General features: G+C 62.0%; 13 protein-coding genes. 9 read left to right on the forward strand and 4 right to left on the reverse strand.

The window, feature by feature from the left end; genetic code table 11:
* The first annotated feature begins 243 nt into the window (after positions 1-243).
* The 5 genes from CYA_RS15280 (at position 244) to CYA_RS04795 (ending at position 4,428) form a co-directional block, all read left to right on the forward strand.
* On the forward strand, positions 244-1,845 hold the full coding sequence (locus CYA_RS15280) for an ATP-binding protein (RefSeq protein ID WP_228375453.1): 1,602 nt from the start codon (positions 244-246) through the stop codon (positions 1,843-1,845).
* 178 nt (positions 1,846-2,023) lie between these two features.
* Positions 2,024-2,914, forward strand: coding sequence for a leucine-rich repeat domain-containing protein (locus tag CYA_RS04780; protein WP_011429901.1), 891 nt, complete (start codon positions 2,024-2,026; stop codon positions 2,912-2,914).
* A 92-nt stretch (positions 2,915-3,006) separates the two neighbouring features.
* Positions 3,007-3,276: a hypothetical protein gene (locus CYA_RS04785; protein WP_011429902.1), complete on the forward strand. Its 270-nt coding sequence runs from the start codon at positions 3,007-3,009 to the stop codon at positions 3,274-3,276.
* Between the two features lie 33 nt (positions 3,277-3,309).
* Positions 3,310-4,038, forward strand: coding sequence for an energy-coupling factor ABC transporter ATP-binding protein (locus tag CYA_RS04790; protein ID WP_011429903.1), 729 nt, complete (start codon positions 3,310-3,312; stop codon positions 4,036-4,038).
* Positions 4,039-4,215: 177 nt separating this feature from the next.
* The gene (locus tag CYA_RS04795; RefSeq protein WP_011429904.1) at positions 4,216-4,428 is read left to right on the forward strand and encodes a CP12 domain-containing protein; all 213 of its coding nucleotides are present in this window, start codon (positions 4,216-4,218) and stop codon (positions 4,426-4,428) included.
* 58 nt (positions 4,429-4,486) lie between these two features.
* On the opposite strand, the gene CYA_RS04800 is transcribed toward CYA_RS04795, so the two are convergent.
* Both CYA_RS04800 and msrB read right to left on the reverse strand, forming a co-directional pair.
* Complete coding sequence (locus tag CYA_RS04800; protein WP_011429905.1) at positions 4,487-5,290, reverse strand: FTR1 family iron permease; 804 nt, start codon at positions 5,288-5,290, stop codon at positions 4,487-4,489.
* 49 nt (positions 5,291-5,339) lie between these two features.
* Positions 5,340-5,750, reverse strand: coding sequence for a peptide-methionine (R)-S-oxide reductase MsrB (gene msrB / locus CYA_RS04805; protein ID WP_011429906.1), 411 nt, complete (start codon positions 5,748-5,750; stop codon positions 5,340-5,342).
* Positions 5,751-6,194: 444 nt separating this feature from the next.
* Here msrB and ndhN point away from each other — a divergent pair, with 444 nt between their 5' ends.
* The 3 genes from ndhN to CYA_RS04820 all read left to right on the forward strand — a co-directional run bounded on the left by ndhN (position 6,195) and on the right by CYA_RS04820 (position 9,654).
* Positions 6,195-6,638 (forward strand): NAD(P)H-quinone oxidoreductase subunit N, encoded by a 444-nt coding sequence (gene ndhN / locus CYA_RS04810; RefSeq protein WP_011429907.1) that lies wholly within the window; start codon positions 6,195-6,197, stop codon positions 6,636-6,638.
* Between the two features lie 94 nt (positions 6,639-6,732).
* Positions 6,733-7,737: an LdpA C-terminal domain-containing domain gene (locus CYA_RS04815; protein ID WP_228375454.1), complete on the forward strand. Its 1,005-nt coding sequence runs from the start codon at positions 6,733-6,735 to the stop codon at positions 7,735-7,737.
* 15 nt (positions 7,738-7,752) lie between these two features.
* Complete coding sequence (locus CYA_RS04820; protein ID WP_011429909.1) at positions 7,753-9,654, forward strand: R3H domain-containing nucleic acid-binding protein; 1,902 nt, start codon at positions 7,753-7,755, stop codon at positions 9,652-9,654.
* Positions 9,655-9,670: 16 nt separating this feature from the next.
* Here CYA_RS04820 and CYA_RS04825 read toward each other — a convergent pair whose 3' ends face one another.
* Positions 9,671-10,573, reverse strand: coding sequence for a 4-hydroxybenzoate solanesyltransferase (locus CYA_RS04825; protein ID WP_011429910.1), 903 nt, complete (start codon positions 10,571-10,573; stop codon positions 9,671-9,673).
* Between the two features lie 275 nt (positions 10,574-10,848).
* Between CYA_RS04825 and CYA_RS04830 the strand changes: the two genes are divergently transcribed.
* Entirely contained in the window at positions 10,849-11,580 is a 732-nt protein-coding gene (locus CYA_RS04830) for a response regulator (RefSeq protein ID WP_049749731.1), read from the forward strand.
* Here the strand turns inward: CYA_RS04830 and CYA_RS04835 are convergent.
* Entirely contained in the window at positions 11,577-12,914 is a 1,338-nt protein-coding gene (locus CYA_RS04835; RefSeq protein WP_011429912.1) for a CCA tRNA nucleotidyltransferase, read from the reverse strand. The two genes, CYA_RS04830 and CYA_RS04835, sit on opposite strands and share 4 nt — an antisense overlap.
* Positions 12,915-12,955: the final 41 nt, after the last annotated feature.

A 12,955-nucleotide genomic window follows, 5' to 3' on the forward strand; every position in this document is an offset into this window, starting at 1 on the left:
TGGCAGGAAAAGTTGCCGGCTAGTATTGGCAGCCAAGTGGAAACTGACTTCCCTGGATCCAGAGGTTTCTCGCCTCTGCATTCTCGCTTGCGGCTAATCTTCTACGAGGCAAACGAGCGGGAAAGGCACCTTTGTTTTACAGCTATTCAATCAACTAATCCTAGATCTTTCCAAACTCGCTTAGTAGCTGCTAGGACGGCAGCCGGGATCGACGCGGCCCTGCGATTTCGCAAGTTGGTAGTGGTGCGCACTACCTCCCTACCAGGAGGCGAACGTACTCAGAAACTGTGGCAAAAGTTCCTTGAGGAGGGTGGGATCCACTGGCGGCCCAGTGAAAGGGAAATCAGGGTTCTGCTGGCCCTGGAGCAGCTCCGATCCAGGCCCGGTTTTACGGACTGGCTGGCCGAGCGGCAGCCCCTTGCCCAACTGGCAGCCGCCGAGCCGGATTCGGGTCTGGCCAAGCTCCTCGCCTGGCTGAGGGAAGGGATCCCTGCGCAGGAAACTCCAAAAGTTGAGCCTGCCAAAAAAGGGGATTTCTCACTTTCTAGGGTAGAGAACGGCAAGGCCCCTCAAGCCAAGCAGGATCTGCACCTAACGGGTTTGTTGGTCGGGCGGCGTTGGGTGGCCAATCGAGAAGGGGATCCGGTCTTTCTGCCCGTCCCAGAGCTGGTGCGGCACACCGTGATCCTGGCCGGCAGCGGCTCCGGGAAAACGGTGCTTTTGCGACGCATCGTGGAGGAGGCGGCCTTGCAAGGGATCCCTTCCATCGTCATCGATGCAGCCAACGACTTGGCCCGGCTGGGGGATCCCTGGCCTGCCGCTCCCGAAGGCTGGACAGAGGAGGATCGAGCCAAGGCAGAGCGCTACTTTGCCCAAACCGAGGTGGTGGTTTGGACCCCTGGGCTGGCGGCGGGCAACCCCCTCACCCTCGCCCCCCTGCCGGACTTTGCTGCGCTGGCCGGTGATCCCGAAGAGCTGGAGCAAGCCGTCGACATGGCCTGGGGCGCCCTCCAGGAGATCGTGGCCCCCGGCAAGACCGTCAGCGACGAGCTGAAGCGGGGGGTTCTTAAGGCAGCTTTGAAATACTTTGCCACCCACCAGCCGGGATCTCTAGCTGACTTTGCCGAGTTCCTTGCGGACCTGCCTCCGGAAGCAGGAGCCGGTATCAGCAAGGCGCCGCAACTGGCGCTGCAGATGGCTAATCTCCTCAAGGCTGCCATGGTTAACAACAAGCTGCTCAGTCAAAGCGGCACGGCGTTAGATCCGGCCATCTTGTTGGGGCTGGGCTCAGACTACGGCAAAACCCGGGTGTCGGTTGTCAACTTGGTGGGCCTTCCCACCCTGGGCGAACAGCAGCAATTTCTCAATCAACTGGCCATGGCGCTGTTTACCTGGATCAAGAAAAACCCCGCCCCGCCGGAAGCGCCAGTGCGCGGGCTGCTGGTCATCGACGAGGCCAAAGACTTTGTGCCCTCCCAGGGGACTACCCCCTGCAAGCAGAGCCTCCTGCGCCTGGCCGCCCAAGCGCGCAAATACGGCTTGGGTCTCATTTTTGCTACCCAAGCACCCAAGAGCATCGACCACAACATCATCGCCAACTGCTCCACCCAGTTTTTTGGCCGAGTCACGTCTCCGGCAGCCATCGAGGTAGTGCGCGAGCAAATTGCCCAGCGGGGAGGAAGCGGAGAAGATGTGGCTGTCTTAAAGGTGGGACAGTTTTATCTCTCCTCGCAGCAGCTTCACCCGCCCTGCAAAATCCAAACTCCCTGGTGCCTGTCTTTTCACGCCCCCACCCCTCTAAGCGAAGCTGAGGTGATCCAGCGCTCCCAGGCGGTCAAGCTCTAGGCCCTTATCTCAGCAGTTTTGCCGCTGTTGGCTGTCGCGGCAATCTTCCCATTGCTCGTCTATTCTCACTTGCTGCTGCCAATTCCTGAGGCTGCCTGGCAGGTGGGAGGCCTCTGGAGCTATGCTCCCTTAAGGCAACGTCGGGCAAGCTCGAGCAGGGATCCTCGGGAGCAGGGCAATGGGGCAGGGGCTAGGAAAAGCTCAGCAGCGGTGGTGGGTGTTGGGTCTAGTGGTGATTTGGGCTTGGCTGAGCTGGGGGAGGATGGCCTGGCCTGCTGCCTCCTGCCAGGATCCTCTCTTCCTCCGGCAAATCTTGGCCGCAATGGGCCGGCCTGAGGTGGTGGTGGAGGAAGTAGCTCTGTTTGATAGAGATCAGTGCCTTGTCCAGTTGGTGTTGGATCGCCGCGGGCTAAGGGGATCCCTGCCACCGGAGATCGGCCAGTTTCGCCGGCTGCGGGCTCTGTCCCTAAGCTACAACCAACTTTCCGGCCCTATCCCCGCCGAGCTGGGGCAGTTGAGGGAGTTGGAACAGCTTTTTCTCGACTACAACCAGTTCTCTGGCCCCATTCCACCGGAGCTGGGACAACTGGGCAACCTGCGGGGCCTGTTTTTGGATCACAACCAGCTCTCCGGCCCCATCCCCCCAGAGCTAGGCCGGCTCAGCCGCCTAGAAAACCTCAGCTTGCAAAACAACCAGCTCAGCGGCGCCATTCCCGCCCAACTGGGCCAGATGCGCTCCCTCAAGGGGCTGTTTTTGGATCGCAACCAGCTCTCTGGGCCCATTCCGCCCCAACTGGGGCAACTGCACAACCTGGAAAACCTCTACTTGTCAGACAACCGCCTCAGCGGATCCCTGCCTCCGGAGCTGGCCCAACTCAAGCAATTGCGGGATCTGCGCTTGGCCCGTAACCGGCTCACGGGCGAGCTGCCCGGCTTTTTGGCAGAACTGCCGCGGCTAGAACGGCTCCACATCGAGGGCAACCCTGGCCTCTGCCTGCCGGCGGCCCTGTCGAGCTGGTTTGCCGGTCTCAATCCAGGGGATCCCACCTCCGCCCGCCCCTGCCCCTAGCGCTGGGATCTGGGTTTGCCGGCCTCCAGGTCTTCCGCCGACCTGCGATACTGGGATCAGGTGTCCACAGCCCACTACGCGAACGGTCAGCCATGTATATCCTAGAATTGCTTTTGAAAGGGAATCCCGCCCCCATCGTCGTCCACCAAAAAGAGGAGGAAGCGGCCAACCGCGCCTACCAAAGCGTGGTCAACGCTCTCCAGAGCGGATCCCCCCAAAGCTTGGAGCTGACCTGTGACCGCACCGGCAAAAAGGTGTTCCTGCTCACCGGCGAGCTGTGTGGCGTGCAAATGACCACCAAGTCGGGTGGCCCTGGTGCCCCAGGAACTCGTCCCGGCTTTTTGGCGCAGTTGCAGGGTTGAGAGCAGCTCTTCGGGTCTTCGCGAGGGATTCTCATGTCGGAGAGGGGGACAGAGTCCTTGCGCGGCGGCAAGAGGGAGTCCCCGCCGGCCATTCGGGTGGAGGGCCTGACCTTTGCCTGGCCGGAGCGTCCCCCAGTTCTGCGGGAGTGCAGCTTTGTCATTCCCAAAGGCCAGTTGTGGATGCTGCTGGGGCCTAACGGCAGCGGCAAGTCTACCCTATTGCAACTGTTGTCCGGATCCCTCACCCATCCTCAGCCCCTAGCGGGCCACCTGGAGGTGCGCGGGCGGCTGGGCCACGTGTTTCAAAACCCGGATCACCAACTGTTCATGCCGACGGTAGGGGCAGACGTCGCCTTTGGTTTGGGGGCAGAACCCCTCACGTTGGAAGAGATTGCCGAGCGGGTGGAAATGGCCTTGGAGCAGGTGGGCTTGCGGCACTTGATCCGCCGGCCCATCCACGGCCTCAGCGGTGGACAGAAGCAACGGGTGGCAGTCGCCGGGGCGCTGGCCCGGCGCAGCGAGGTTCTGCTTTTGGACGAGCCAACAGCCCTGCTGGATCCCGAGAGCCAGGCGGAGTTGCTGCGGTGCATCCGCCGCCTGGTGGATCAAGAGGGGATCACCGCTCTCTGGGTAACCCATCGGCTGGCAGAGCTGGAATGGGCGGATGGAGCAATTTTCCTCTCCGAAGGACAGGTGCGCCATCAGGGATCCCCGGAACAGGTGCGGCAGCAGATTAGCCAACTGTTTGGCGGCTTGAGGTGATCCCAAAGAGATGGCAAAAGGATGGCAACACCCTCCGGCGGGGGCTACATAGAATAGTAGGTAGTAGATTCACTGCGATTGGTTGGCCAACGGTATCATCTTCAACCTATCCGTGGACGATCTGCGTCAACCAACCCAGGGGTGAAGAGCCCTGCCGGTCGAAAGGAGCTTGAGAATATGGGACTGTCTGAAGTCATTGCCAAAGAGCTGGAGAACGCGCGCAAAGTCTGCTCTGAGTACGGCGAAGGGGATCCCCACTGCCGTGCAGCCTGGGATGCGGTAGAGGAGGTGCTGGCAGCCCGCAGCCACCAGCCAAAGGCCCCCAGCAGCCTCGAGCAGCACTGTGCTGAAAACCCCGACGCCGTCGAGTGCCGCGTTTACGACACCTGATTTCTGGGTTAAAACGCAGCAGCCTGCCAGCTCCCTAGGGGCGGGCTCTGTTTTTCTCTCACGGAGAGAGCTTTTGAGCAGAATCAGCCCGCAGCCATTGCCTCATCCACAAGACAAAGGCTATTCCCAGCAGCACCGTTTGCGGGATCAGCGTCTGCCAAGTGGGATAGATCCCCAACCAGCGCAGCTTCGGGATCCCGGATAAGGGGGTGATCGGAAGCCAGCCCGCCACTTGCAAAGCATGGAGGCCGCTGCCCAGGAACTTAAAGCCCAAGTAAAAAATCAGCAGGCTTAAACCCCGGAAAAAAGCCCCCAAGGGCAGCTTCAGCCCCACCTGCAGCAGCAAGACCGCCATCCCCACCAGCAGCAGGGATCCCAGACCGATCCCCAGCCAGAGATCTTTTGCCGCCAGGGAAGGGGCCAATCCCACGTAAAACAACACCGTTTCTGCCCCCTCGCGAAACACCGCTGCAAAGGCCAGGAAAGCTAGGGAAAAAACCTGGCCTGTGGCGAGCGCTGCCTGGGCTTGTTCTTGCACAAAGGTCTGCCAGGAAGCAAGGGCGGCCCGCCGGTGCAGCCAGAGGCTGACCGAAAACAGCAAACCTGCTGCCACCAGCCCAGTCATCCCCTCCAGTACCTCTTGGCGGGTGTGGGTCAGCAACTGCTGGAAAAACAACTTCACCAGCAAGGCGAGCATCACCGCTGCCAGCAGACCCATGGATCCCCCCAGCCACACCCAGCGCTGCGGGGCCGACTGCCCACTTTTGCGCAGAAGGGCCAGCAAAGCCACCAGCACCAAAAGCGCCTCCAGACCCTCCCGCAGCAAAATCGAGGCAGCATCCAAAAAGGTGTAGTCCGACATAGGTTCACCCAGGCAGGTGGCTCAATTCTAGCGTTGCCTGAGGAGAGGCTCAGGTGGTGGCGGGGATGAACTTCAGAGCAGCAGAGTTGATGCAGTAGCGCAGACCCGTTGGTGGGGGACCGTCCCGAAACACGTGCCCTAAGTGACCACCACAGTTGGAGCAGTGAACCTCGGTGCGAGGCACAAGCAACTTCCAATCCGTCTTGGTGCCGATCACATGAGGAGCAATCGGCTCCCAAAAACTGGGCCAACCAGTGCCACTGTCGTATTTGGCTGCCGAGGAAAAGAGCTCCTGCCCACAGCCAGCGCAGACATAGATCCCTGGAGCCTTGTTGTCGTAGTAGGCGTTGCGGAAGGGGGGCTCGGTTCCCTCTTGGCGCAGCACATAGTACTGCTCTTCGGTGAGCAGTTGTCGCCACTCAGCGTCGGTTTTGGTAACGGGATAGATTTCTTGAGCCATCGCCTGTTGCTCTCCTGTCAAGCTGAGGGGTGCCGTAACGAACCCGGCCACTGTCAAGTCAAAAGCTTGCCTCGTCGCATAAGCGGTTTGTCCGTCCTGACATGGGTGAAGCCATCGCCGCCGGACTCTCCAGTTGCCCTGTCCGGCTGTTTCTGAGACTTGCAAGCAGATGCTTGTATGTATCTTAACTCTTCTTCACGTCTTCTTCCCCACAAAGGCGAAGGTACGGGTATCTTCACCATTGGTCGGCTACCCCTCAGCCAAAGCCGGCAGTTTCCGCGCGGCAAAGAGTCGGCGAGCTTCTCTATGAGTTCTATCTGTAGCTTCTATCCCTGGCTGGGGACATACTCCCGCTACAATGAGCACAGGCAAGGGATCCGTTCGGCCTAGGCGGGCTGGCCTGGGGATTCTTTTGCTAACCCTGAAAACGACGGAGTTATTGCCATGTTGCTGGTCGGCTCAGGCGCCAAGTTTGTGCAGCAGCTCGAGCAGTGTGGGGCTCTGGCCATCTTTGTTACCCCAGAAGGGGGATCGGAAGGGCACTACCTGCGGCGGCTGCGCGGAGCTGGCTACGAGGTAGTCACCCTTTCCAGCAAGGGGATTGGGGATCTGGCCAGTTATCTGACGTCCAGCCATGGGGTGCGGCCTGCCACGCTGGGCAAATCGCAGCGGCGCACCTATTTCTACCCCTCGTTGATCGAGCAGTACCGCGCCACCTTGCCCCCAAAGGCCAAGGGATTGGTGTTTTGGTTTTACGAGGGGCATGTGCTCAGCCGGCAAGAGCTCTCCTACCTGGTGAAGCTGAGCCAAGAAGATAAGGGCGTGAAATTTGTGGTGGAGCTGGGTCGAGAGCGGTCAATTCGGTGGCAACCTCTGCAGAGTGCCTGAGGATCTGTTCAGATTCCTCGAAAATTCTTTGCTACCATCTCAAGTAGGCGGCCTGCAGCCCAGACTCTCATCTTGCCGGTGGCCTTCCGTGCCTGTGACCTTGCCGAACGTCTCGCTGCAACAGGGTACTTGGTTTAAGCTGATCTGCGGCGCAAGTTTCCACCACTTGCCGTCGATTCGAGAGTTAGCTTTCCTCTACACGCTTGCCGGTGCCGATTGCATTGACGTCGCCGCTGACCCAGCCATTGTGCAAGCTGCCCAAGAAGGGATCCGGCGGGCCCAGGCAGAAGATCCCCAGGTGGGGTCCCCCTGGTTGATGGTCAGCGTCAACGACGGCGAAGATGTGCATTTTCGCAAGGCGGTGCTGACGGATCCCGTCTGTCCTGCCGACTGTCCGCAGCCCTGCCTAGCCGTTTGTCCGCCCCACGCCCTGATCCGGGCAGGCACTTCCACCCAGGTTCACATCCGGGCAGAGCTCTGTTACGGCTGTGGCCGCTGTGAGCCGGTGTGTCCCCACCAACGCATCGCCACCCAAGGCTATCAGGTTGCGGCGGCGGAGATCCTGCCGTCCTTGCTAGAGCTGGGGGTTGAGGCGGTGGAAATCCACACCCGTATCGGTCGACAGAGCCAATTCGCGCAATTGTGGGGATCCCTAAAGCCCTGGCTGCGGTGGCTGCGGGCCGTCTCGATCAGCTTTAACGATGGTCCCGGCCTCGAGGTCTATTTGCGGGATTTGCTGGCCTTGATGGATCCCTTGCCGGAGGTGTTGATCTGGCAGGTGGACGGTCGGCCTATGAGCGGGGATCTTGGAGCTGGCGCCGGCAAGGCCACTCTGAAGTTGGCCCGAAAGGTGTTGAGCATGGGGTTGCCCGGCTATGTGCAGTTGGCAGGAGGAACCAATGGGCAAACGGTGTCGCTGCTGGATCCCCGTTGGCCGGTGGCGGGGGTGGCCTTCGGCAGCTATGCGCGACAGTTGGTGGCCACCTACTTGGAGGGGGGGCCTGGATTGGCAGGTGGGATCCCAGTGGCCAAGCAGTTGGTGCAGCAAGTGAAGCAACGAGCGGTGGCCCCCAGACAAACCTGTTTTTCCAGTGTTTAACAACGTTGCCCGACCATGAGTTTCTTAGTACAGCCCTTCAACCCGTCGGCGGATCGGGAAGGTGCTCCGCACCGCTCCAGCGAACGCACCTCTTTTCCCGGGCAAGTCCTCTACAACGACGATTTGGGCAAGCTGCTGGACGTTCTGCCCGCCTCCATCCGCCAGCGCCTGGAGCAGCATCCCCAGTTGGATCGGCTGGTAGAGGTGGTGCTGGATTTGGGCCGCCGCCCGGAAGCCCGCTTCCCCGGCTTTGCCGATTACCTCTCGGAGGAGGTGGTCACCCGCGCCGACCTGGATCTGGTCATCAGCCAAGTGGGAGAGTTTAGCGGCGACAACCGCGCCGGCATTGCCTCAACTCTGCACCGGATCAGCGCCATTCGCAACCGCCAGGGCACGATCATCGGCCTCACCTGTCGGGTAGGGCGTTGCGTTATCGGCGTCATCAGCATGATCCGCGATTTGGTGGAGCAGGGCCGCTCGATGCTGTTGCTGGGCCGCCCAGGGGTGGGCAAAACCACCGCCCTACGGGAAATTGCCCGCGTGCTGGCGGACGAGCTGCACAAACGGGTCATCATCATCGATACCTCCAACGAAATTGCCGGCGATGGCGACGTGCCCCACCCAGGGATTGGCCGGGCCAGGCGCATGCAGGTGGCCAGCCCGGAGCTGCAGCACAAGGTGATGATCGAGGCGGTGGAAAATCACATGCCGGAAGTGGTGGTGATCGACGAGATCGGCACCGAGTTGGAGGCTCTGGCCTCCCGCACCATCGCCGAACGGGGGGTGCAACTGGTGGCCACTGCCCACGGCAACCGCATCGACAACCTGATCAAAAACCCCACCCTCTCCGACCTAATTGGCGGGATCCAGTCGGTCACGCTCGGAGACGAAGAGGCGCGGCGGCGGGGCTGCCAGAAGAGCGTCTTGGAGCGGAAGGCCCCCCCCACGTTTGAGATTGCGGTGGAGATGCTGGAGCGGGATCGCTGGGTCATCCACGAAGATGTGGCGGCCACTGTGGATCGCCTCCTGCGCAACCGCGAGCCGCTGGTGCAACTGCGCAGCCTGGACGAACGCGGCCAAGTGGTGATCGAGCGCCCCACCCTGTCTGGGCCCCAGTGGCCCCCCCCTGCCGGCAGCACCCTGTCCCCAACACGGGAGCGGGGGGGATGGCGCCGTTCTGGGCGGATGGAAGCTCTGCCCCTAGAACCAAGTGAAACTCGTCTGCGCCAGCCCGGCGAATCTGGCTCGCCTTCGGCCAAGGGGGAGGAATCTGTCCCGCCAGCAGCAGCGGGATCCCGTGCTGAGCCTCAAGTTATGGCCAGCCCCAAGGCAGAGTCCAGGGCTGAGGCGGAAGAGGATGCCGACTGGGAGGAACCTGCTGCGGCTGCCCTGGCAGAACGGCAACGGGATCTGGATGGGCCGCTGAGGATCTATCCCTACGGGGTTAGCCGCTTCCATCTGGAGCAGGTGATCCAGACTTTGAAGCTGTCGGCGGATGTCACCAAAGATCTGGATGAGGCAGATATTGTTTTGGCTTTGCGATCCCAGGTGCGCAGCCGCTCCAAGATCCAGCAACTGGCCCACGCCCGCCAAATCCCGATTCACACCGTCAAGGCCAATACCCTGATCGCCCTTGCCCGCGCCCTGCGTCACATCCTCAACATCGAAAGCGAGGACGGCTCCGATTCCGACCTAGAGCTGTTCATTCGGGCCAGCTCGGGCGACGAAACGGAAGCCTTGGAGGAGGCCCGGCTGGCGGTAGAGCAGATCGTCATTCCCAAGTCCCAGCCGGTGGAATTGCTGCCCCGCTCCCCTCTGATCCGCAAGCTGCAGCACCAGCTAGTGGAGCACTATCACCTGCGGGCCCAGAGCTTCGGCGAAGAGCCCAACCGCCGCCTGCGCATCTATCCCAACTAGCTCCAGCCAGGGTTCCTCAGGCCAGCAGGGATCCGGCGATCATCCCTGCCAAGAGAATGAAGCCCTGGAGGACGTTTTGGCCGAAGATGGCCATGTAGAGAGTGGGAGGGGGATTGACCTGGTGAAGCTGCCAGGTTTGCCGGCCCCAGAGAGCGGCGGCAACTGCCAGGCTAAGGAAATAGACCGCGTGCAACTGCAGGCTGATCCCCACCCCCAAGAGGGCAAGGGCGGCGCCCAAGAAAAACAGCCCCACCGCCGTTGGGGTTTGTCTCCCAAAAAAGCGGGCGCTGGAGTGGATCCCGGCCCGTTCGTCGTCCTCTCGATCCGATAGAGCATAGACCGTATCGAACCCCAACGTCCACAACACCGTGGCCAGCCACAGCCAGCCCAGCCCCTCCTCCCACAGGGGTGTGTGGGGATCTTGGCCGCTCACCGCTGTCCAACTGATGAGCACGGCAAATCCCCAGGCCAGGGCTAGCACCAGTTGGGGCACGGGAAACACCCGCTTAGCCCCCGGATAGAGCAGGATCACCGGCACTGCCGCCACGCAGAGGGCAAAGCTGACCGGGTTGAGAAAAAGCGCCAGCCCCGCCGCACAGGCCAAGGTCAGCAGCGCCATCACGATGCCGACGGCAACGGTCAGTTCGCGGCTGGCCAAGGGGCGGTTGCGGGTGCGCTCCACCAAGGGATCCAAATCCCGATCCCAGAGGTCGTTGATCACACAGCCCGCCCCGCTGGTGGCCAAGCTGCCCAAAATCAGGATCCCCACCAGCGGCCAAGGCGGCGTTCCCCGTCCGGCCAGAAAAGCCCCCCACAAAGCCGGGATCATCAGGATCAGCCGCCCTGCCGGCTTATGCCAGCGCAACAGCCGTAAAATCGCTCCGCCAGTGGCCCAGAGTGCAGAAGGAGAGGCAGACATAGCCAGGTCGAAAGAGGGCCAGTTGCCGAGAGGAATGGAGCTCCGCACCGATCTTAAATCATCCTAAACTGGCCCGCCCTGGAACCCTTGTCGTCCCCCTCGCCGTCTCTACTTTTTGGCCAGCATTTGGCTCCTCTTTTCCCACTATTGGCCAGCCTGAGAAGTTTGATATCCTAGCGGGGGGCTGCTGTTGAGGGTGATGAACTTTGCTGCTTTTCCCCTGTGAGGCCGTTCGCGCAAGCGAGACGGAGTCTGCCATGCAAGCAACCCTTTCCATGACCAGTCAACTTCCCGAAGTTCAAGTCAAGGAAGCTCCTCCCCTTCTGGAGACTCTGCTGGTGGTGGACGATGAGGATGCAATCCGAGAAACCGTTGCCGTTGCTCTCGAAGAACAGGGATACCAAGTTTTGCAGGCCGCCGATGGTCGACAAGCGCTGGAGCTGGTTCACACGGCCGAACGGCTGGATTTGATGATCTTGGATTTGATGCTGCCCGGCTTGAACGGCTTGGATCTGTGCCGGCTGTTGCGCCGGGAGGGCAACACCATCCCCATCCTGATGCTGACGGCCAAAAGCAGCGAGACCGACCGGGTGGTGGGCCTGGAGCTGGGAGCCGACGACTACCTGACCAAGCCCTTCGGCATGCGGGAGCTGATCGCCCGCTGTCGCTCCGTGTTGCGCCGTCGGCAGCAGTCCCACGCCAGCGAGGCCACGGTGCTCCGCTACGGGGATATTTGCATGTTTACCCAAGAGTGTCGCGTCTTGGTGCGGGGAGTGGAGGTGAGTTTCTCGCCTAAGGAGTTCCGCCTGCTGGAGCTGTTTATGTCCAACCCTCGCCGCGTCTGGACGCGGGAACAGCTCTTGGAGCGCATCTGGGGATCCGACTTCATGGGCGACAGCAAAACGGTGGACGTCCACATCCGCTGGCTGCGGGAAAAGTTGGAGCTGGATCCCAGCAACCCAGAGTATTTGGTGACGGTGCGCGGCTTCGGCTATCGCTTTGGCTAGGGTTGGGAACTCCTCTCACGCCAGCGGCGGGCAAAAGAGAGGGCTTCGGCGCGGGTTTGGATCTGCCCCGCGGCCTGCGCCTCCTGTAGAGCCTGCAGCAACTGGCCCACCCAGGGTCCGGGTTTAGCACCCAAGCTGTGCAGCAGGTCGTTCCCATCCAGCAGGGGCACCAAATGGGCCAGGGGATCCTGGGGATCTTCGTAGCGCCGGAGCCAGGATTCTATCTCTCGGGGGCTGCTGCCGGTGGCTGCTGCCAGCAGGGCCAGGCCGCCGAAGAGGGATCCCGCCTGGTGATAGAGCCGCCACTGTTGTCCGGGAGTGGGGGAATGGGTCAGAAGCGTTTGCAACAGGGGTAGAAGCTGGTGCAGCTTCTGGATGGCCCGCATCTCGGCGCGGCTAAAGCGCAGCCGTTCCAGCTCGGCTTCCACCGTCTCGGCAGGGGTGCCCGCCGGATCCCACAGCAGGGCTGCCAACACCGTTGCCAACAGGCCGCCGCGCCGATCCGCCAAAGGCTGGGCCAGCTCCGCCAGAGTGCGGGGATACTGAAGCTGCCAGATCTCGGCCCATTGCCACACCGCTTGGGCCTGGGCAAAGCCGGGGCTCTGGGGCGCTAGGCGGGGCAGCCAAGCCGCTAGCAGACCTGCCGCCACCGCTGCCTGCAGGTGGGCCAAGCCGGGGATCCCCGTCTCCAACAAGGTCACCACCTCGGCCCGCACCCGCTCTGCCGCCACCCTGGCCAAAAGGGGGGCCCGCTGACGAATCGCCTCTGCCGTGGCCGGATCCAGCGCAAACCCCAGTTGAGCTGCCTGGCGATAGGCCCGCAACAGCCGCACCGGATCGGCACTGAGGTTGTCGGGGTGAACCATGCGCAGACACCTCTGCTCAATGTCTGCCCGCCCCCCCGTGGGATCCAACAGGTGCCCCTCCTGCAGTTCCAGAGCCAGGGCATTGCAGGTGAAGTCCCGCTGCCGCAGATCTGCCTCCGGGGTGGGGCCCACCTGCAGGGCCGCGTCCACCGTCGCCGCTGTGGGGGTGGAAGCCCCTCCTTGGCCCAGCACGATGCGGGCAATCTGTCGCTCCGCATCCAGCACCACAAAGCCGGCCTTCAGCCGCCGCGCCACCCCCGCCGCCCACCCCACGGGATCCGCCGGACACATTAAATCCAGATCCACCGGCCCCTTGGAGTCTCCAGCCTGGCCCCGCAGCCAAGCCAGATAGGCATCCCGCAGGGATCCCCCCACCCAGTAGCTCCCCTGGGGCAGCCACTCTTTGGGAAAGGGCAGCCGTTGGCGGAAATAGGTCAGCAGCCACTTGCTCAGCAGGGCTTCGCTCATCGATGTGCACAGGGGGGAGACTTCGATGATCTAAAAGGCTA

Origin of the sequence: Synechococcus sp. JA-3-3Ab, from assembly GCF_000013205.1 — a bacterium.
Lineage (GTDB): Bacteria > Cyanobacteriota > Cyanobacteriia > Thermostichales > Thermostichaceae > Thermostichus.